Below are 21208 nucleotides of genomic sequence, written 5' to 3'. Positions count from 1 at the left end.
TTCAAGAACCAGTACGGCAGATCATTTAATGATCAAACCTAATCGTAAAAGATGGAGCCGGTTCAAGCGCGACTATGAGCTGTACCTGTTTTTACTGCCGATCATTATTCTGTATCTCGTATTCAAATACTATCCGATGTACGGGGTGCAAATTGCGTTTAAGGATTTCTCGCCGAGCCAGGGGATCTGGGGGAGTGAATGGGTAGGGTTCCAGCACTTTAAGGATTTTTTCAATGCTTATAATTTCTGGACCATCATCACAAATACGCTTTCCCTCAGTTTCCTTTCGCTGCTGTTCGGCTTCCCGGCGCCCATCATTATCGCTATTATGCTCAATCAGATGCTGGGCAAGTCCTATAAGAAATTTGTCCAGACCGTGATTTATGCGCCGCACTTTATTTCAACCGTTGTGCTTGTGGGGATGCTTAATGTGTTTTTATCGCCCAACAGCGGTCTTGTTAACCACCTAATTACCGCGTTTGGCGGACAGCCCATTCTCTTCATGGCCGATGAGGGCTGGTTTCGTCCGCTGTATATCCTCTCAGGGATCTGGCAGGAGACAGGCTTCGCCACAATTATCTATCTTGCTGCACTTGCGGGAGTCAATCCCGAGCTGCACGAAGCGGCTATCATGGACGGGGCGAGCAAATGGAAGCGTGTGTGGTACGTGGATATTCCGAGTATTTTGCCGACGATTGTTATTCTGCTGATTCTCGCACTGGGCAATATGATGAGCATTGGTTTTGAAAAAGCATTTCTGATGCAAAGTGATCTCAACTATGCCACCTCCAATATTATTCCTACCTATGTATATGAAATGGGGATTCAGAAGGCCCAGTACAGCTTTTCCACGGCAGTCGGCCTGTTCAACTCCCTGATCAATATCATCCTGATTTTCACCGTAAACCGGATCGCCAAAAAAATGACAGAAACCAGCCTGTGGTAAGGAGGAAGCAATCATGAACCAATTATTGAAGCGAAAGAGCAGAGGGGACGCCTGGTTTGACATCATTAACTATATTTTGCTGACCCTCATTATGCTGCTCGTGTTATACCCGCTGTACTTTGTGCTGGCTGCCTCATTTAGCGATCCCAATTATATCTACTCCGGTGAGGTCTGGCTGTTTCCGAAAGGCTTCACGCTGGACGGCTATGAGCGGATATTCAGTGACTCCTCCATCTGGATCGGATATGGAAATTCCATTCTATACGCGACGCTGGGGACCTTAATTGGAGTTGCCGTGACGGTATTTGCAGCGTATCCGCTGGCCCGTAAGGATCTGGCCGGGAAGTCGGTAATTATGTGGTTTTTGCTGGTTACGATGTTCTTCAGCGGCGGGCTGATTCCCACCTACCTGCTGATTAAAGATCTGCACATGCTGAACACGATGTGGGCTCTGGTCATTCCCGGGGCAGGCGGTGTATTTAATGTCATCATTGTCAGAACCTTTTTCCAGTCTTCTATCCCGGATGAGATGTGGGAGGCTGCCTCAATTGACGGATGTTCGAACACCAGATTCTTCTGGAGCATTGTGCTTCCCTTGTCCAAGTCCATTCTGGCGGTAATGGTGCTGTATCATGTGGTCGGCTTCTGGAACGGTTTCTTCGACGCCTTGATCTACCTGAATGATGAGAGCAAGTACCCGCTGCAATTGGTGCTCCGCAATATTCTTGTCCAGAACCAGGTTAACTCCGGCATGATGATTGATGTGGAATCCTATGCAGCCAAGATGCGCGTGACCGAACTGATCAAATACGGGGTCATCATGGTATCCAGTCTGCCGCTGCTGATTTTGTATCCTTTCCTGCAGAAGTATTTTGTCAAAGGCGTAATGATCGGCTCGATTAAAGGCTGATTCTCATATCCGGCACTTGAGAGGGGGGATGTACCGCCGTATTCGGGCCGACAATAGCAGAGCAACACAAGCAGTTAACGGATGGGATGAACAAAAGGGAGGTTATGGATAATGAAGTCTTTATTCAAAAATGCGGGGATTGTGGTGTTGGCCGGAGCGTTTGTGCTGAGCGGGTGTTCAGGTAACGGAAACGGGTCAAAGAATCAGGCAGAGAATCCGGATCAGGAAGCGAATTTCAATGCAACCGGTCTTCCTATCGTAAATGAAGCTGTGTCCTTAAGAATGGTAGCCCCGAAGGCTGCTTTGGCGCCGGAGTTCACGGAGATGGAAATCTTCAAACGGCTGGAGAAGGATACCAACGTGCAGATTAACTGGGAGAACATCCCCGATACCGACTATACAGAGAAGAAAAACCTGCTGCTGGCGAGCGGCGACTTGCCGGATGCCTTTTATGCGGCCGGATTTACCGACTATGAGCTGATCAATTATGGCGAAGACGGAACCCTGATTCCGCTGGAGGATTTAATTGAGCAATATGCGCCTAATTTGAAAGCGCTTCTGGACCGCCGTCCTGATATCAAATCATCTATTACCGCACCTGACGGGCACATCTACGGTCTGCCGTCCTGGGAAGAGAATAACCTGGGAACGAACCCTTTCTTTCACGTTATCAATAAAAGCTGGCTGGATAAGCTGGGCCTGAAAGTACCGGAAACGCTGGATGAATACACAGAAGCACTGCTGGCCTTCAAAACACAGGACCCGAACGGCAACGGCAAGCAGGATGAGATTCCGCTTAGCTTTATGCACATGCAGTGGTGTATGGATATCGCCGGACTTTTCGGAGCCTTTGGACTTCCGGATAACCTGGAGCACCGTGTCGTCCGTGACGGAAAAGTTATTTTTACGGCAACTCAGCCTGAATATAAGGAAGCTCTGAATTATTTTCATGAAAAATGGTATAAGCAGGGTCTGATTGATCCGGAATCCTTCACTCAGGATGCAGCACAGTATCTGGCCAAAGGCAAAACAACAGATGAGACGCTGGGCTCCTATGTCTGGTGGGAAGTGGAAGAGGTTGTCGGTACCGAGCGTGCCAAGGATTATGTTCTGCTGTCCCCGCTTAAAGGCACGAATGGGGAGCAGACGATTGGACGCGCCAATGGCGGCGGACCGGGACGCGGTTCCTTCGTTATTACCAAAGAGAACAGCAACCCGGAAATCACCATGCGCTGGATCGACCAGCAGTATGAGCCTTACATGGCTGCTCAGATCCACTGGGGCCCGCTGGATATCGTATACAAGAAGGATGACAACGGTAAGCTCGTGAATCTGCCGCTGCCTGAGGGAGCGTCTGCAGGTGAATTCCGTCAAAAGGTTGCTCCGGGATCTGGCGCGCCTGGCGTCATTACCTTCGATGACTTCGGAAAAGTGGTAGATATGGAACCCCGCGCCCAGCAGCGCGCTGAAGACCTGGCGAAATACTACAATCCGTATATGGAAAAAGAAAACTATCCGGGCATCTTCTTTGAGCCGGAGGAGCTGGATACCATCAACAAGATTGAGCCGGAACTGATCAAGTATGTCAATACACAAAGAGGGAAGTTCATTGTAGACGGCGGTGCAGATGAGGCATGGGACAGCTATATCAAAACACTGGAAAAGATGGGCCTGAATGAATTATTGGAAATCTATCAGACCGGGCTGGACCGCTACAATGCAAATCTAAAACAATAAATAAATAAATAGATGGTTAGGTGGGGAGAAGCTGTGCCAGATGTTATCGCGATTGGAGAGGTATTAATAGACTTTACTCCAGCAGGCCGTTCAGCCGCTGGGAATGAGCAGTTTGAATGCAATCCTGGAGGGGCTCCGGCCAATGTGGCGGCTGCGCTGTCCCGTCTGGGCGCAAGATCGGCACTCGTCAGCAAGGTTGGAGGAGATTCCTTCGGCTCCTTGCTGCACAATACACTGGTGAGCAGCGGTGTGGATGTAGCAGGCGTATCGGTAACGGACGAAGCAAGTACGACCTTGGCTTTTGTTCATCTGGATGAGCAGGGAGACCGGTCCTTCAGCTTCTTCCGGAAGCCGGGTGCAGATACCTTCCTGCATACGGAGGATATCCCATTCGAGCAGATCGAAGCCTGTCAGGCACTGCATTTTGGCTCATTGTCTATGACTCATGAACCTGCCCGTACAGCAACCAGGAAGGCAGTTCTTAAGGCTAAGGAAGCAGGAGTGCTGCTGTCGTTTGATCCGAATATCCGGTTTGCGTTGTGGGAGAGCAAGGAAGAAGCGAGACAGCACATTCTTTGGGGTTTGAATTATGCCGATATCCTGAAGGTCTCGGAAGAAGAGCTTTCTTTTATTACGGGAACAAACGATATTGGAAAAGGTTCACTTGCGCTTCAGCAGCAATTTGATATTGCACTCATTGTCGTTACTTTAGCGGAAAAAGGCTGCTATTACCGTCTGGCGGGCCAGGATGGATATGTGCCGGGCTTTAAGGTCAAGGCCATTGATACGACTGGAGCCGGAGATGCTTTTCTGGGCTGCCTGTTATATAAGATTCTGGATAACGGGGGCTCCCTGAAGGAGCTGACCGCTCAGCAAATCACCAGCATGCTAACTTTTGCCAATGCCGGCGGAGCATTAGTAACAACACGAAAGGGGGCTCTCGGGTCCATGCCGACGACAGAGGAGATTAATAAGATGATAGATTCCAGCAAACAACATAGTGACGACCGGTTCAGACCCGGATTCCACTTTTCACCTCCCGACAACTGGGCGAATGATCCCAACGGATTAGTCTACTACAAGGGAAGCTATCATCTATTCTATCAATATCATCCATATGGTAATAAGTGGGGGCCGATGCACTGGGGCCATGCAGTAAGTGAAGACCTGGTTCACTGGGAGCACGCGCCTGTTGCGCTATTCCCGGATGAACACGGAGCTATCTTTTCGGGCTGCTGTGTAGTGGACTGGAATAATAGCAGCGGTATATTCGAAGGTTCCCACGGAGGACTCGTTGCGGTCTTTACGCATGCGGATACCCATCCGGAGACAGGCCAGCCGCGTCAGCGTCAGAGTCTGGCTTACAGCAGCGATGAAGGTCAAACCTGGCAGAAGTATGATGGTAATCCAGTGCTTGCCGAGGAGGAGTTGATAGACTTCCGTGACCCCAAGGTGTTCTGGCATGTGCAAAGCGGGCAGTGGATTATGGCAATTGTTGCAGGGGACCATGCCCGGTTCTATACCTCAGATAATTTGCGCGACTGGTCGCTGACCGGTGAATTCGGCAAAGAAGAAGGCTCCCATGACGGCGTCTGGGAATGCCCTGATCTGTTTCAGCTGCCGGTGGATGACAGCGGTCGTTCGAAATGGGTGCTTATTATCAGCATCGGGGACAATCCCGGTTGTCCCGAAGGCTCACGTACGCAATATTTCATTGGTGAATTTGACGGAAAGACATTCATTAATGACAATCCGGCCGATCATATCCTGTGGCTGGATCATGGCAGAGACAACTATGCAGGCGTTACCTGGTCGGATATTCCGGAGCAAGACGGCCGCCGCGTCCTCGTCGGGTGGATGAGCAACTGGAAATATGCCAACGAGACACCTACCGGTTCCTGGAGAGGTGCAATGACATTACCCCGCGCCTTGTCGCTGACCAGCAAGGACGGGAGTGTCGTGCTGACCCAAATGCCTGTCCGGGAAATAGAGCAGCTGCGCAAAGAATCCGTCAGCTGGAAGGACGTCACTGTTACGCCAGAAGCTCCTTTCATACAGCAGACCCATCATAATCTGCTGGAGATTGCAGCAGATCTCGATGTCCGCTCCGGGGATGAAGTCTATATTCATCTGAAATCCTCTGGACAAAGTGAGATCATTATCGGTTATGACCCTGCTGATAAGTGGCTGTTCACCGACCGCTCCCATTCGGGTGTGACCGATTTCCATCCGGCGTTCGCAAACCGGCATGGTGCCAGCCTGGCTGCGGGGAATGGACAGCTCAGACTGCAGATCTGGCTGGACCGTAATGCGGTTGAAGTGTATGCGGATAATGGCTTAGTTGTGCTGACCGATCAGATTTTCCCTGAATCTCCGATTGAGAGTATAGGAATTAGTACGAAGACAGGGCAGGTGGTTGTGAACTCCCTGCAGATTCACACGCTGGACGCTGTTCAGATTCCATATGTCAGTACTGTGCAGCCATCAAGGAGGAATGAGGCATGAGCAGCTCAGCGGGAGACCGCGGACTAACGATGCATTGGGCTTTTGATGAAGGAGCCGGAGCTAGTGCTCTGGAGAGGGTCACTCAGACGGTGGATGAAATCCATTACGTATTCAATAATGCGGAGTTTACGGACCCTTGTACTCCGCCGTGGAGACCGGGTGTAACAGGAAGCAGTCTTCTCTTCGATGGTTATTCAACCTATATTACCCATTCTGTCCACAAGGACAAGCATAATGGAGAGCCTGAGCTTCTCGCGGCCCTCAGCATCGGGGTTTGGGTTGCTCCGCGAACCTATGAATGGGGACATGAAGGCAAGCTGGCCGCTATTGTTAACCGGCACAATAAGGATACCGGGCAGGGGTATATGCTTGGCATGTTCCGTCACGGCTCCTGGTCCTTCCAAATCGGGCTCGCAGACGGAGAATGGACGGAAATTTGGTCACCTGACGGTTGTGAACTGCCCAAGAATGAATGGTCGTATGTAAATGCCGTGTTCAATGGGGATGAAGGTGAGCTTAGGCTGTATTTGAATGGCAGCGAGATTGCTTCGGCGGTCGTACCTGCCGGTTCCCGGCTGGCGGAAGCGGACGATACAGATCTGCTCATTGGCAGGAACAATCACAGCAGTAAGCTTGCAGAGGTGTTCAGCCTGCATATGTTCAGCGGGCTTATGGATGAGCTGAAGTTGTATAGCCACACCCTGAGTAATGAGGAAGTGGCCTCTTCATATCAGGAGGTGCTCGCCGCACATGGAGGCGTCCGGCCGCAAGTGGCATATGACGACATCAAGCTGGACCGTACTCCCCTGCTTGCGGACCGGCATAGACCGCAATATCATGTCAGTCCACCGGCACACTGGATGAACGAGCCGCATGCACCGGTCTATTTTGACGGGAAATATCATTTGTTCTATCAGCATAATCCGCAAGGGCCTTACTTCCATCATATTCATTGGGGGCATTGGGTAAGTGAAGATCTGGTGCATTGGCGTGATCTTCCTGTAGCCCTGGCCCCTGAGAAGGATGAGCTTGCACCGGACGGAATCTGGTCTGGAAGCGCGACTTATGATGCCGACGGCCTGCCTGTCCTGTTCTTTACAGCGGGCAATGACAGTGCGTCACCGAATCAGAGCGTAGCGCTGGCCAGAAGCACTTATTCTGCAGACGGGGATTCTGATCTGGTCAAGTGGATCAAACATCCGGAGCCGCTTATTGTACAGCAGCAGGGTATGGGGGCATTCGGAGATTTCCGGGACCCGTTCGTGTGGAAGGATGAGGACGGCTGGTATGCCCTGGTCGGATCGGGGATGGAAGGCGGTGGCGGAGCCGCGCTGGCTTTTGCGTCAGCAGATATGCTGAACTGGACGTACAAAGGAGCATTTTTTGAAGCGGATATTCAGAAGTTCCCTTATCTTGGACCCATCTGGGAGCTCCCTGTATTCCTCCCTCTGGGCATTGACAAGCAAGGTGTGAGTAAGCATCTTCTGCTGGTCAGTCCTGTAGGAGCTGGCGCCGATGTTGAAGTGTTCTACTGGATCGGACAGCTGGACAAGCACAATCTGTCTTTCATACCCGATCAGGAGGAACCTGAACTAATGGATGTCGGAGATTTCCATTTTACCGGGCCGAGCGGGATGGTTGATCCGAAGACCGGCAGAAATATCGTCTTTACCATCGCGCAGGGTGACCGGACATCCGTGCTGGAATACCAGTCCGGCTGGGCTCATAACGGCGGTTTGCCGGTAAGCGTGTATTTGCGGGAGGACGGCAGGCTTGGAATCGGACCGATACATGAGCTGCAGTCACTACGGGGTGAGAAGCGATTATCGCTTCATGACAAGTCATTAACAGAAACCAATGACCTGCTGAAGGATATTCAGGGCGATATGCTGGAGATTCAGCTGGAAATGGAACAGGGAAGTGCTGCCCAGCTTGGAATCAAGGTCCGGTGTACAACGGATGGAGATGAAGAGACGCTGCTGTATTATGACTGGAAGGAATCTGCTCTTTTGGCCGACCGGACGAAAACTTCGCAGCATCCGGAAGAAAAATGCAGCGGAATTCAGGGCGGTAAGCTGGATCTATGCGGCGAGAATCTGAAGCTGCACATCTATCTGGACCGCTCCATGGTGGAGGCCTATGCCAACGGGCTTAAAAGCCTGACTACCCGGGTATACCCGGGCCGTAAGGATGCCTTGGGGCTTAAGCTCTGGGGAGACGGGGAGTCTCTGGTGAAGTCGATGGAGATTTGGGATATGAAGTCTATATGGTAATGCGGAGCGCCAAGGCGCTCCATCCCTTATGGATACAGAATGACGTAAACAGGTGAACGTCTATTTGTAAGCGCTTCACTAATTGATCCGGATAAGAAAATAACAAAGGAGGCTTGTTAATGAGAAAAGCTAAAGGAAATACCTCATGGATTTCCATCATGGTAGCAGGGGTGTTGCTTCTTCAGCTGGCGGCTCCAGGAATTCAAGGTACAGCCGCAGCAGGGATTGAGAAGGAAGGCGGGGAGGCTGCTGCATCGAGCTCGGGTCTGGAACTGTCTGTTACCAATGCAGTCTATCAGGTGCCCAAGCCGGACGGGAGCCTGTCCGTTGCGGCTGCGGTTTATGAAATTGTGAATCCGGGCTTTGAAACGGGAGACTTGACGGGATGGACTGTTACCAAAGGTAACGCGTTTGGCCCGGATAGTGTATCCGGGGAGTCCACCTGGTGGGCGGAACAAATCCCGTATAACCAGGAGGGCACTTATCATCTAAACGGCTGGAAATATGACGAGGCTGCTACAGGCGTGCTGCGGTCCGGCAGCTTCAAGCTGGGCGGCAGCGGGTGGATCAGCTTTAAGCTTGGCGGCGGCAAAAATCCGGATAAGGTCTATGTAAATATTGTAGAGGCGGATACGGGACAGGTGGTTGCCAGATACGGCAACAGCGCATTCGCCGACGCGGGCTTCCCGAACCCCGCCCAGGGCATGCGGCTTGCCAATATGGAGCAGTATAAAGCCGATCTTTCCGGACATTTGGGAGAGAAGCTGTATGTAGAGATCGTCGATAATGCAACTGCGGATTGGGGTTTGATTTTTGCAGATGCCTTTAACATGTACCATGAATCAGAGCCTGCCGGTGGCACTGTTGCTAAAGATATTAAGCCGGATTTCCAGCGGTATCAAATCCAGAATCCGAGTTTTGAAACTGGTGATTTGACCGGATGGACCGTAGTGGAAGGTGAAGCGTTCGGGCCGGACAGCATATCAGATGAAACTGCCTGGTGGGCGGAACAAATCCCGTATAACCAGGAAGGCGCCTATCATTTAAACGGCTGGAAATATCCTGAATCTGCAACAGGAGTCCTTCGTTCCAGCACCTTTGAGCTGGGAGGAACGGGCTGGATTACCTTTAGGCTGGGCGGAGGCAAGCATACGGATCAAGCCTATGTGAGCGTTGTCGATGCGGATACGGGAACGCAGATTGCCCGATACGGTAACAGCGGGTTTAACGATTCCGGCTTCCCGGACCCGGCGCAGGGCATGAGACTTGCCAATATGGAGCAGTACAAAGCGGACCTGTCCAAATATACCGGCAAAAAACTGTATCTGGAGATTGTTGATCATGCAGTCTCGGATTGGGGTGTAATGTTCGCGGACGCCGTTAACACCTTCAATGAACAGGTTCCGGAAGAGGGGGTTATGGCTGAAAATATCATTCCAACAGAAATCGCAAACAGTGGTTTTGAGACAGGTAACTTTGAGGGCTGGACGGCCACTGGTGAGGCTTTTCAAGTAACGGATGAAGCTCACGCAGGTAAAGAGGGCAGCTTTTATGCCAAATCAACCTTGGAAGGAGAAGGCTCAATTACTTCCAGCGCCTTTACCCTTCAGGGGAACGGGACGATTACCTTTTCCATTGTGGATATTGTTCAACCTGCGGATGCCTATGTCGCACTATATGATGCAAGCACAAATGAATTGCTTAAACAAACCGGCAATGTCAGTGCAAATGAGAAGATTACCTGGAATGTATATGAACACTACAACAAGAGTCTTTATATCAAGGTAGCCGATCAGTCGGATCAGTCCCGTATTTCCGTTGATGCTTTTCAGGTGAATCATAGGGGCAGCATCTTCTATATGAATTTCGATGAAGGAACGGGCAAGAAGGCGCTTGAGCAGGTAAGCAAGCTTGAGCACGAGGTAAACTATGTGTTTAATAGCGCCAGATACATGGATTCCAAAGATCCGAGATGGACTCCGCGTGGAGTAAAGGGCGGGGCCTTGCTGTTTGACGGATACTCAAATGATATTGAAGTAAACGCGAGTGACACTATTCCGGTAAGCGACGAACTGACGGTCGAAGCATGGGTGGCTCCGCGCAGCTATGAATGGGGAGACGGCAATAAGCTGTCTGCGATTGTGAATCAGTCCAATCAGGATAAGGCCGAAGGTTTCGCGCTTGGCATGTACCGGCATGGCACATGGTCCTTTCAGGCCGGAATTGGCGGACAGTGGATTCAGGTATGGGTTACTGATCATCCGCTTGAGAAATACAAGTGGAATTATATTGCCGCCACTTTTGATAAGGGAACTGGTGAAATCAGGCTGTACCTCAACGGGGAGCAAGTTGCCTCCAGGTCAACCCCCATTAATGTTCCAATCACATCATCAACAGCAAGCCTGCTGATCGGTAAAAATAATAATCCCGTAGAGCTCGCAGGCCTGTTCTCCTACAATATGTTCAGCGGACTTATCGATGAAGTGAAGCTGCAGAACAAGGCGCTCACGGGTCAAGAAATTCTTGCTGAGTATGAGAATGTGAAGGCACTCCACGGCGGAGCGGTTCCGGAAATTCCAGCCGGCGATATTGATGAAGACCCGGGTGTGTTCGACGGGGATCAGCACCGTCCGCAGTACCATGCAATGCCGCCGCAGAACTGGATGAACGAAGCACACGCACCGATTTATTATAACGGCAAATATCATTTATTCTATCAGCATAATCCGCAAGGCCCGTTCTGGCATCAAATTCACTGGGGACATTGGGTGAGTGACGATATGGTGCACTGGGACAATGTGAGGCCTGCACTTGCACCTGAGGCAGGCATCCTTGATCCGGATGGTGCTTGGTCAGGCAGCGCAGCGTATGACCGTGATGGCAATCCTGTACTGTTCTATACTGCCGGCAATGACTCTTTGTCACCCAATCAAAGAACAGGCCTGGCGACTCCCGCTGATCTGTCGGACCCTAATTTGGAGCAATGGGTGAAATATCCTGAACCGGTAACAGAGCAGAACGGAAACGGCATTCATAACGAATTCAGAGACCCCTTTGTATGGTATGACCAAGAGACGGATAAGTGGTATCAGCTGGTAACCTCCGGTCTAAAAGACTTTAGCAGCGGCACCGCTTTGGTATACGTATCCGATGATATGTACAATTGGGAGTATAAAGGACCGCTTTATGTCAGTGACAGAAGCTTGTATCCAGAGCTGGGCACGGTATGGGAACTGCCAGTTCTACTTCCGTTAGGCAAGGATAGTACGGGCAAGCAAAAGTATATCTTCATGATCAATCCGCATGAGAAACCGGAGCACGTTCCGCCGGCGAATGATGTGAAACGGGATGTTGAGGTCTTTTACTGGATCGGAACTTGGGACCGGGACCACTTGAAATTCATTCCTGACCAGGAGGCACCGTCCAAAATGGATGTGGGCGACGGCTATTTAACCGCAGAGAGCGGGATGGTCACCCCTGACGGAAGAACGGTTGTGTTCTCCATGGTGCAGAATGTTAGAACACCGCAAGCGGAATATCAGGCCGGATGGGCGCATAACTTGGCGCTGCCGGTTTCCCTGAGCCTGGATGAGCATGATGAATTGCGCATTGAGCCCATCGAGGAATTGCAGAGTCTGCGAGGAGATAAGATTGTTGATTTCTCGGACAAAAATGTGGCTGCCGCCAATCAATTGATTCACAATGTCAAAGGCGACATGCTGGAGATCGTGATGGAGATCGATCCGGGCGAAGCCCAGAAATTCGGTCTTAAAGTACGGCGATCCGATAACGGCCAGGAGGAAACGCTGATTTACTACGATAAGACCGACAATACATTCAATGTGGACCGGACCAAGAGCAGCATTGACCCCGATGTCCGCGTGGACGGGATTCAAGGCGGATACGTTGATCTTGACGGAGAGAATTTAAAGCTGCATATCTTCCTCGACCGCTCGGTTGTAGAAGCCTTTGCCAACTACAAGAAAAAGCTGACAACCCGCGTCTACGTAGGCAGATATGACTCCCTGGGCTTGCAGGTCTGGGCCGACAACGATATTACAGTCAAGTCCATGGAAGTATGGAATATGAATGCACTGACAGGTGAATCTGCAGCTCCGGTCGATGTACCTGACAACTGGGACAACTCCGTATACACCGATATCACGGACCTGCCTAATCATGATTTTGCTACAGGAGACTTAACAGGCTGGATTACTGAAGGAGATGCGTTCCAGGATGTCCATGTGAGTGATGCCAAGTTCTTCTGGGACACGATCTACTTCAATCCTTCACATAAAATTCCGGGCGGCTATCATTTATGGGGCTTCAACGAGGCAGCCGGCGGTGACAGCTTGACGGGAACGCTGAAGTCGCAGACTTTCGTCCTTGGCGGCAACGGCAAAATCAATTTCCTGGTCAGTGGCGGGCGTGATATCGACAAGCTGTATGTAGCGCTGGTCCGGGCATCGGACGACAAGGAGCTCTTTAAAGAGACAGCAACGAATTACGAGGAATATCAGCGGAAGATCTGGGATGCGTCAGCTTATATCGGGGAGGAGCTGTACATTAAGGTAGTTGACCAATCCAGCGGTGGTTTCGGACATATTAACGTCGATGACTTCAATGTACCGGTTAAGGTGCAGAATGGTATTGACCCGACTGACCCGACTGACCCGACTGACCCGACTGACCCGACTGACCCGACCAGTCCGAGCAATCCAACGAATCCTCCGAGTCAGCCTGTGATCCCAGGAAGTATGACGGAGAGCCAAAGCAGTCTGAACAGCTTGAATTTCGAGCTGGCCGAAGGAGAGCGGCAGGTCCTGTTCCCTGCGACATTGCCGGCAAATAACGGTAAGAATATGCTGAAGATCAAGCATACAGATGTTGAGATTGAAGTTCCAGCAGACGTATTGCAGGATTTACAGGCAATGGTTACAGGCAGCGAGCTTGGGCAGGCTAAGATTTCTTTTGAAATGGACATGTTAACTTCAGAGCAGAGCAAAGAGCTGGCTGGGCAAGCCGGGCAAAGAAATCAGGCAGCCATTTCAGCTGCCGGAGAGATCTACGAATTCAAATTGTCTATTATAAAACCGGATGGAACGATACTGACGCTTGATAGGTTTACCCAACCTATCACTGTCAGATTAAGCGCACAGGAGAATTCCCGCCAGGATTTAACCGGCATTTATTATATTGCAGATGACGGCAGACTGGAATATATAGGTGGAACCTTTGCAGACGGTAAATGGACGACTGAGGTAACCCATTTCAGCAAGTATGCTGTCCTTACTTATGATAAATCATTTGAGGATGTGAACGACTCTTATTGGGCATATGATGCTATAAAAAGGTTGGCTGCCAAGCAAATTGTCCTGGGAGTGAGTGAAACAGTATTCGCACCAAAGCAAAAGGTAAGCAGAGCTGAGTTCGTTTCCTTGATCACTCGTGCACTAGCAATAACAGGAACGAACCCAACTACATTCAAGGATGTAGCACCCGCGAAGTGGTATGCCCCTTCCATTGCAGCAGCATATGAAGCGGGACTTGTTACTGGAAGAAGCAAAGATACCTTTGCGCCGGAGGACACCATAAGCCGGGAAGAAATGGCGTCCATGATTTACAAAGCATATCTGTTTCATACAGGACAGAATGCTGCTGGTAATCGTCAAAGCCATTTCAAGGATGCCAGCAGGATAAGCGTATGGGCTGCAGATGCAGTCGCTGCCTTACAGGAGCTTGGGTTAGTTGACGGGCGCGGCAATCAGGTATTCATGCCTCATGAAACGGTGAATCGTGCGGAAAGCGCGCATATCATCTCACTGCTGCTGGATGTATCAGATAAGTAACAGATAAGGAAAGCCGGAGAAGCAAGGTGCAGTCTGCCTTCGCGATGACTCCGGCTTTTTCTGATTGATGACAGATTAGATTAGAATTGTTAGGATCTTTTCACTTGATTTCGGTCAGAAATATGGCAAAGATCATGGGGAGCCAGGAGAACAGCGAACAATGACCTATCCTCACTGGTTATTGATCTATTATTAGATAGGGCCTGATTCTCTTTAGTTAGCGGTTGTTTTTGCCGGAGGCGGCAATAGAGACGTTACCATTCGGGAGCTTCCGGCAGATTCAAATTAAGAATGGAGAAAGCGGCGAAAGGGGCATTCATCAAGCCCTCCTCTTATCCGTCAGAAACAATCCCGGAATAAAGATAACTGCAAGCACAACAGCAGAGACAAGGAACCCGGCGTGGTACCCTTGTAACCCGTTCGCGATGGTCGGCTGCAGGCCTTGGATGACTGTCGCGACAACAGTGGCGATTACGGCTGAGCCGAAGCTTGCGCCGAGATTCTCGATAATGTTAATCCCGACACCTGCCTCCGGCAGCTGCTTGCCTTCAAGTCCGGTATAGGCCTCACTTGTTAGCGGAAGACTGATGCCCCCGATGCTGGCACCGCGGACGAACAGCACGATGGAGATCCAGATCATGCTTGTTGTGCCGGTAATAAAGATCAGTGGTACCGATCCGATCAGGGACAGAGCGATGCTGACAAGGACAACGTATTTGGCACCGATTGTATCGATCATTTTGCCGAGGAAGGGCCGGGTAATGAGCATTCCGGCTCCCTGCGGAATCAGGGCAACTGCTGTTTGGATAGCCGTAAAATGACGGAAGTTCTGAAAGAACAGGGGCAGAATCAGCATGGGCCCCATGATGGCAATGTTGGCCAGGAACAGGCCGATGCTGGAGGCAGTGAAGCTTTTATGTGCAAATAAGTTCAGGGGCAGTACAGTCTGATTCTTTCTGATCCGGTTGTACGCCAGATAGATGACAGCCAAAGCAAGGCCAATCCCGGTCCAGAGTATGGTCTCACCATTGTTAAATGAAGCATGGTCAGCTGCTTGGGTAATGCCGTATATCAACGCCGCACTCATAGAAGACAAAACAAGGATCCCGAACAGATCGAGCTTACTTTCTTTGTTGAAGGGCTCGAATTCAGGGATCTTTTTCATCATCAGCGGTGCAGTGATCGCAACAATGAACACGTTGATGAAGAAAATCCAGTGCCAGGACGCTCCTTGAATGATGAAGCCGCCGATTACCGGTCCCAGGATGGGGCCGAAGATCATCGGGGTGCTGACAATAGCCATGACCCGGCCAAGGTTCTCCTGACCGGCGGTTTTAACAAGCAGGGTGAACATTAGGGTAGTGATCACTCCGGCGCTAAAGCCCTGCAGCAGACGGAAGCAGATGAAGCTGGAAATGTCCCAGCTGAATCCGACCAGAACAGAGATGATGCCAAAGGCGGTAACAGCGCCGATGAATACTCTTTTACCGTTAAATTGATTCATCAGCCAGCCGGACACGGGGACTGCAACCGCCAGGGCTAGAACATAACCTGTAATCGCCCACTGAATGATATGGAGGGATGTGTTGAAATCTTTGGTTAGCTGATCTATAGCGATGTTCACCATCGTGGAGTCAAGCATCGGGGCGATCGCTCCAAGGGCAATGGCCCAGGCTGCCATAAGGATTTCTTTGGGTAAGGCTGTTATCGGTACGTTTTCTTTTGCCATGATATGTGTGCTCCTTTAAAAGCTTTTAGTTTCCTTGTCAACAAAACAATAAACCTAAATAGTTTCCTTGTCAACAAAAAAGACGAATAAAAAACAGCCCGTTCAATAGAATTGGGCTGCCTTTATGTATGCTGCATGAGGTTTTGATTATTATCACCCGGAGCTGTCCGATGTATGAATATCCAGACCCTGTTTCTTTATTTCTCCATCCAGATGCCGGCTGTACTTCTCAATGAAGCTGAGCATACTGTCGTATTGCTCCCCGGTTACCTGTTCAAATACGGCTTGATCCCGCATGCGGAACCCGTTGTGCAGCTCCTCGTGAATATGAAATATGGTTCTGCCCTGCTCCGTCAGCCGGAAATAAACCTCTTTCTTGTTCTCCGGCTTCTGATAGCTTTCGATTAGACCTCTGTCTGTAAGCTTTTTAGTTAATTTGCTTATGGCACCCTTGGTCATATACAGGGATTCCGCGAGCTTTGTCACATTGGAATCTGCATTTTTTTCGATGCATTCAATACAGTGAACCTCAGACGGCTTACAGCCTTTAAGTCCTTCTTCCATCTTTCCTTTGTTAATCCAAGCCAGCTTGTTAAATAAGTCCCTGAACTGCAGCATGACCTGATCCTGTTTATTAATGGCTAGTCGCCCCCGTATGCGGTATAAGATATATTTGAGCCGAAAGATACACTTCATTAGTATACCTAATAGGCTTCCGCAGGAAAAGTTTTGCTGTTGGCGTTATCCTTTAGCCAGAATAATGTAGCTTGTACATACGCTGCCGGACATAATAAAAAGCCCTACCTCAGGGTAGGGCTGCATGAATCTTGGTTATTCGCGGATTAATGACCCATCCCGTGGTTGTTGATTGTAAATGAGCCTCCTGAGGAAACTTTATTAACGGACACTTCATCAGCGCTTGCAGCAGTAAGTACGGCAAATGAACTAATCAGCAATACGGTGGTCAATAACAAAAGCTTCTTTTTCATCATTGAACTCCCTCTCTATGATTTTTTTCATTATGTAGTGATACTCTTGTTGCTGGGAAGCATCGGCATCGGCGCGGATAAGCTCGTAAAAGGCAGTGGCCTTTTTAAAGCCTGTCTCATCTCTAAGATTACCACTTAATACGATATTTTCCAATGTTAAATTTACTGCATCACTAGATTTTCCGCGTTTGAACATGTAAATGGATAATAGAAGGATATAATCTATGTAGTAGCGGATATTTTCTCTCGATTCATTGTCTTTGATTAGCTCTACGTCACTCTGCAGCTCTTCCAATGCCCAATCTACTGAATAGTTATGATTCAGCGCGGACTCCAGAATTGTAATTAAACCGGCAAGCAGCTCCTCTTTACCGTTCTTCTTAATGAACCATACATACTCCGGCAGCACCGTTCTATTCCCCAAAAGAAGCTCGATAACAAAACTGTTTGCAGCCGCGGTATTCTGGTAATATTCCATTTCCGCCAGGGCATCTTCATCCTCAAGCTTAAGCCAGCTTAAATCCGCATACCGCTGGATACATTCTTTGGCTTCGAGGTAATACCCCAGTTTTTGCAGCGCTATACCTTTGGCGCAAAGGCTGAATCCGAAATAATAAGCGGATGACCGCCTTGGCCTGCAGGCATCGAAGCCATGTGATTTGGTCGCATGGATCACTGCAATGGTTCCAAAAAGCTTGTCTGCAATTTCTATCATTGCTGTCCAGTTATCTAATGAGAATGAAGCCTTTAACATATCTGTTAGTGCATCAGCGCTCATATCATCAAGCTCCAGCAACTCCTAATTCACTCCTTAAAATTACATTATATTACAAACATACTCTCATTCTTTCCAATGGTCAATTAGATTTCATACCTTCTTTCCGTAAAATATTGTATTTGGTATGCTAGAGTAAGATTGCCGTATTTTTTTATCGCTGATAATATGATTTGCCCGGGAGGAATTGTACTAGATGGCCCATATATTAGTAGTCGAAGATGAACAGCCGATCAGCGATCTGATCACAATGAACCTTAAATTGGTCGGGCACACCTATGCCAAAGCATATACCGGTCTGGAAGCGGCGGAGATGCTGGAACACGGGCATACCGATCTGATCCTGCTTGATGTGATGCTTCCGGGACTGGACGGTTTTACGGTGATGCAGCAGATTGCCCACTTGCGGATTCCGGTTATTCTGATTACGGCCAAAAATGCGCTGGCTGACCGGATCAAAGGGTTCGAGCTGGGCGCGGAGGATTATATCATTAAGCCCTTTGAAATGCTGGAGCTGCTTGCCCGCATTAATGTCGTATTGCGCAGGAATGAACAGTCCGCCCCGGCTTTTATCTGCGATGAGGTGGAGGTGCGCTTCGCGGAGCGGAAGGTTATGGTGGACCGGCAGCCGGTGGATTTGACCGCCAGAGAGTTTGAGCTGCTCGAAGTGCTGATCCGTAACCGGAATATTGCCCTTTCCAGGGAAAAGCTGCTGGAGCTGGCCTGGGGCTATGATTTTGCCGGTGATACCCGTACTGTAGATGTCCATATCCGCCAATTACGCAAAAAGCTCGGCTGGGAAGAACGGATCAGAACCGTATTCAAGCTTGGCTACCGCCTGGAGGTTGAGGTCTGACCATGCGCTTCTGGCATAAGAATCTGCTTGCCGTGCTGATCCTTTTCATTGCCGCACTTGATATAAGTGTCATTATGGTGATGAAAAAAAGCTGGCAGCTGAATATGGACAGTGAAACCAGACGGGCCGCCAGTGAACAGATGTTAATCGTAAACAATATATTCGAGAATCTAGATTCGATCCGTGCACGTGGCAGCACGCTTACTCCAGTCCTTCTGGCCAGTGTGGCCCAGTCGTACGGGGATTATTACCTCAGCCAGGGAATCGGCCTTGAGCTGCGCGAGAACGGACGGTTAGTCTATCCCAATACAGGAGGGGGACAGGCTGAGGTACAGGATAGGCAAGACGGGCAGACCATCATGCTATCGATGCCGCTGCCTGCCCCGTATCAGGATATGGAGCTAACCTATAGCCGGGATATCAGCGGGCTGTATGCCCAGCAGCAGGAGCTTAACCGCTTCTTTGTGATGATTAACTGGATTGCCGGACCGGTGCTGGCACTGCTGCTCTATCTGCTGATCCGCCGGCTGACGAAGCCGCTCAAGCAGCTGTCGGAGACTACCCGGACTATCGCCGGAGGGGATTATTCCAACCGGGTAGAGCTGCGCAGCAGGGATGAATTCGGGGAGCTCGCGGTTCACTTTAACCGGATGGCTGCTGCGGTGGAGCAGCGGATGACTGAGCTCTCTGATATGGCGGAGGAGAAGCAGCGGATGGTCGATAATCTGGCCCATGAGCTGCGCACACCGCTGACCAGCATGCAGGGCTTTGCAGAGTTTCTTACCTCGGCCAACATCGGCCGGGAAGAGCAGATTAAGGCGGGCCGTTACATCTGGAGCGAAACGGTCCGGCTGAAGAATCTGGCCTTTAAGCTGCTGGATTTGTCTGTTCTTAGGCATCAGCCTATGGCGCTGTCAGAGGTAGGGGTAGCCGGCCTGTTTGAGGCAGTAAGGCAGACAGAGGAGCATCAGTTAATAGAAAGCGGAATCCCGCTGGAGATGGACAGCTCTATTCCTGCAGTACGGGGAGATGCTGATCTGCTGGCAGCTTTTCTGGTGAACCTGATTGAGAATGCAATTCATGCCTCCAAGCCGGGAAGCCCGGTACATTTGCTGGCCTATGAGCAGAATGGGGAGGCTGTACTTGAGGTACGGGACAGCGGCAGGGGAATGACGGCGGAGCAAAGTAAACGTGCCTTCGAGCCGTTCTACCGCGCAGACCCGGCACGATCGCACCTCTATGGCAATGCCGGCCTCGGCTTGTCCCTGTGCAGGCAGATTGCTGAGGCGCATCAGGCGAGAGTGGAACTGGAATCAGTGCCTGGACAGGGGACGGGTATCCGTCTTATTTTACAACTTCCTAACAACTGGCCTCTTACTCTATAACATCCCGGGATTAAGCTGAAGACAGATTTAACATCCCAGATCCCGATGGAGGTCATTCAATTGAACAAAAAGAAATGGTATACCGGAGCTGTTGTTTTATTCTCAGGAGGCGTGCTCACGCTAAGCGCTTTTCTCGTTCCTGGTATTGTTAATTCAGAGGTCATTGCGGGCAACGGTCCGGCTGCTCAGGCTAATGTTCAGCCTGCTGCGGCCGGAAACGCAATTCCTGTGTTGAAGGTTGAGGCGCCGGCCCCGGTATCTACAGTGTCAGCTGACCTGCTTAAAGATATGAGCGAAGCGCAGATTCAGCAGATTTATGATTACGTGAATCAGCCAGGGCTTGAACCCGGCATCTCCGGCCGGGAAATAACCGAAGCAGAGGTGAACCGCAGACTGGTGCTGGAAGATAAATATGTATACGAGGGGTTACGCCCGGAGCAGCCGCTGCCGCTTAAGGCCGGACAAGCGGAAGTGTATGTGGATTTGGTAACTCATACGTACGCTTACCCGGAGCGGACGATGACCGACGAAGAGCTGCTGCAGCTAATCGACTGGTCCTACAGGCTGAATTACATCGCTGCCCGGCATAATGTAACTGCCCCGCCTCTGGCGCAGGACATCAGCGAGGCTGAAGCGAAGTCGCTGGCTGCAGAAAGTGTGAACAAGCTGTTCGACGCCGATGTGTCCAAGCTGGAGACCAAGGCTATGCTGGCTCAGCTTGGGCCGGACAAGCAGCCGTCCTGGACTGTTCATTCGGCTCCATACAAAGCCGGCACCCTGCGCGGGCAGGGGAAGGAATTCCGGGAGTATCATGTAATCATTGATGCCAGGACCGGCGATGTGCTGGATACAACCGTTGTAAACGGGGCACTCAAAAGAACCCCCATTGATGCCGCCGCTGCCGGCAGCATTCAAAAGGACGCCAGCTGGATTCACAAAGCCACCCAGATTGTTATGAACAAGCAGGGGGACAAGCGCACCATCGTCAAAGCGGATTTGACCGATACTGAGGTTAACAACAAGCGCGGGATGGTAGCTGTTAAGCTGGTCCTGGAAGACGGAAGCCATTATACAGCAGAGCTCCGGTATCCGGACCAGACCCTGCGCTGCTTGGTTTATGAACCTTAATTATTTTGGAGCTACAGTTAAACAAACATAGGGGAGAATAATCGGCCGTTCCTTAATGAAAGGGGGGGCCGATTATTTTTCTGCTTATAGATGAGAATGCAGTGAAGATATGCGTAAAGTCACTGA

The 21208-nt window shown here is 50.4% G+C and carries 12 protein-coding genes; 9 read left to right on the top strand and 3 right to left on the bottom strand.

Annotated elements, in window-relative coordinates:
* Positions 1-28: 28 nt before the first annotated feature.
* From R70331_RS22235 to R70331_RS31915, 6 genes are all read left to right on the top strand, one after another.
* The gene (locus R70331_RS22235; RefSeq protein WP_197071357.1) at positions 29-946 is read left to right on the top strand and encodes an ABC transporter permease; all 918 of its coding nucleotides are present in this window, start codon (positions 29-31) and stop codon (positions 944-946) included.
* Positions 947-959: 13 nt separating this feature from the next.
* Entirely contained in the window at positions 960-1856 is an 897-nt protein-coding gene (locus tag R70331_RS22230; RefSeq protein ID WP_042179193.1) for a carbohydrate ABC transporter permease, read from the top strand.
* Between the two features lie 111 nt (positions 1857-1967).
* Positions 1968-3593 carry an ABC transporter substrate-binding protein gene (locus R70331_RS22225; protein ID WP_042179191.1) on the top strand — a complete coding sequence of 542 codons (1626 nt, stop codon included), beginning with the start codon at positions 1968-1970 and terminating at the stop codon, positions 3591-3593.
* Between the two features lie 33 nt (positions 3594-3626).
* Entirely contained in the window at positions 3627-6098 is a 2472-nt protein-coding gene (locus R70331_RS31220) for a PfkB family carbohydrate kinase (protein ID WP_081947712.1), read from the top strand.
* Entirely contained in the window at positions 6095-8371 is a 2277-nt protein-coding gene (locus R70331_RS22215) for a GH32 C-terminal domain-containing protein (protein ID WP_042179188.1), read from the top strand. Before R70331_RS31220 ends, R70331_RS22215 begins: the two co-directional genes overlap by 4 nt.
* A gap of 119 nt (positions 8372-8490) precedes the next feature.
* Positions 8491-14220, top strand: coding sequence for an S-layer homology domain-containing protein (locus tag R70331_RS31915; protein ID WP_081947711.1), 5730 nt, complete (start codon positions 8491-8493; stop codon positions 14218-14220).
* Positions 14221-14539: 319 nt separating this feature from the next.
* Here R70331_RS31915 and R70331_RS22205 read toward each other — a convergent pair whose 3' ends face one another.
* From R70331_RS22205 to R70331_RS22195, 3 genes are all read right to left on the bottom strand, one after another.
* Positions 14540-15949: an MDR family MFS transporter gene (locus R70331_RS22205; protein WP_042179186.1), complete on the bottom strand. Its 1410-nt coding sequence runs from the start codon at positions 15947-15949 to the stop codon at positions 14540-14542.
* A gap of 153 nt (positions 15950-16102) precedes the next feature.
* A complete protein-coding gene (locus R70331_RS22200) occupies positions 16103-16588 on the bottom strand; it encodes a MarR family transcriptional regulator (protein WP_042183075.1) in 486 nt (161 codons plus the stop codon).
* Positions 16589-16894: 306 nt separating this feature from the next.
* Entirely contained in the window at positions 16895-17734 is an 840-nt protein-coding gene (locus R70331_RS22195; protein WP_052419167.1) for a hypothetical protein, read from the bottom strand.
* A gap of 175 nt (positions 17735-17909) precedes the next feature.
* Here R70331_RS22195 and R70331_RS22190 point away from each other — a divergent pair, with 175 nt between their 5' ends.
* The 3 genes from R70331_RS22190 to R70331_RS22180 are packed head-to-tail and all read left to right on the top strand — an operon-like array spanning position 17910 to position 21082.
* On the top strand, positions 17910-18569 hold the full coding sequence (locus tag R70331_RS22190) for a response regulator transcription factor (RefSeq protein ID WP_042179183.1): 660 nt from the start codon (positions 17910-17912) through the stop codon (positions 18567-18569).
* A gap of 2 nt (positions 18570-18571) precedes the next feature.
* Entirely contained in the window at positions 18572-19954 is a 1383-nt protein-coding gene (locus R70331_RS22185; RefSeq protein ID WP_042179180.1) for a HAMP domain-containing sensor histidine kinase, read from the top strand.
* 60 nt (positions 19955-20014) lie between these two features.
* Complete coding sequence (locus tag R70331_RS22180) at positions 20015-21082, top strand: hypothetical protein (protein WP_231576339.1); 1068 nt, start codon at positions 20015-20017, stop codon at positions 21080-21082.
* The last annotated feature ends 126 nt before the right edge of the window (positions 21083-21208 follow it).

It is taken from the genome of Paenibacillus sp. FSL R7-0331 (assembly GCF_000758645.1).
Taxonomy (GTDB): Bacteria; Bacillota; Bacilli; order Paenibacillales; family Paenibacillaceae; genus Paenibacillus_AQ; species Paenibacillus_AQ camerounensis.
The sequence above is the reverse complement of the archived record's forward strand: the minus strand, read 5'-3'. Positions and strand labels throughout refer to the sequence as shown.

Bases quoted from the DNA above. Each gene is read 5' to 3' on its own strand.
- R70331_RS31915 (WP_081947711.1), top strand. From the start codon at position 8,491: ATGAGAAAAGCTAAAGGAAATACCTCATGGATTTCCATCATGGTAGCA.
- R70331_RS22205 (WP_042179186.1), bottom strand. From the start codon at position 15,949: ATGGCAAAAGAAAACGTACCGATAACAGCCTTACCCAAAGAAATCCTT.
- R70331_RS22190 (WP_042179183.1), top strand. From the start codon at position 17,910: ATGGCCCATATATTAGTAGTCGAAGATGAACAGCCGATCAGCGATCTG.
- R70331_RS22230 (WP_042179193.1), top strand. From the start codon at position 960: ATGAACCAATTATTGAAGCGAAAGAGCAGAGGGGACGCCTGGTTTGAC.
- R70331_RS22225 (WP_042179191.1), top strand. From the start codon at position 1,968: ATGAAGTCTTTATTCAAAAATGCGGGGATTGTGGTGTTGGCCGGAGCG.
- R70331_RS22235 (WP_197071357.1), top strand. From the start codon at position 29: ATGATCAAACCTAATCGTAAAAGATGGAGCCGGTTCAAGCGCGACTAT.
- R70331_RS22215 (WP_042179188.1), top strand. From the start codon at position 6,095: ATGAGCAGCTCAGCGGGAGACCGCGGACTAACGATGCATTGGGCTTTT.
- R70331_RS22185 (WP_042179180.1), top strand. From the start codon at position 18,572: ATGCGCTTCTGGCATAAGAATCTGCTTGCCGTGCTGATCCTTTTCATT.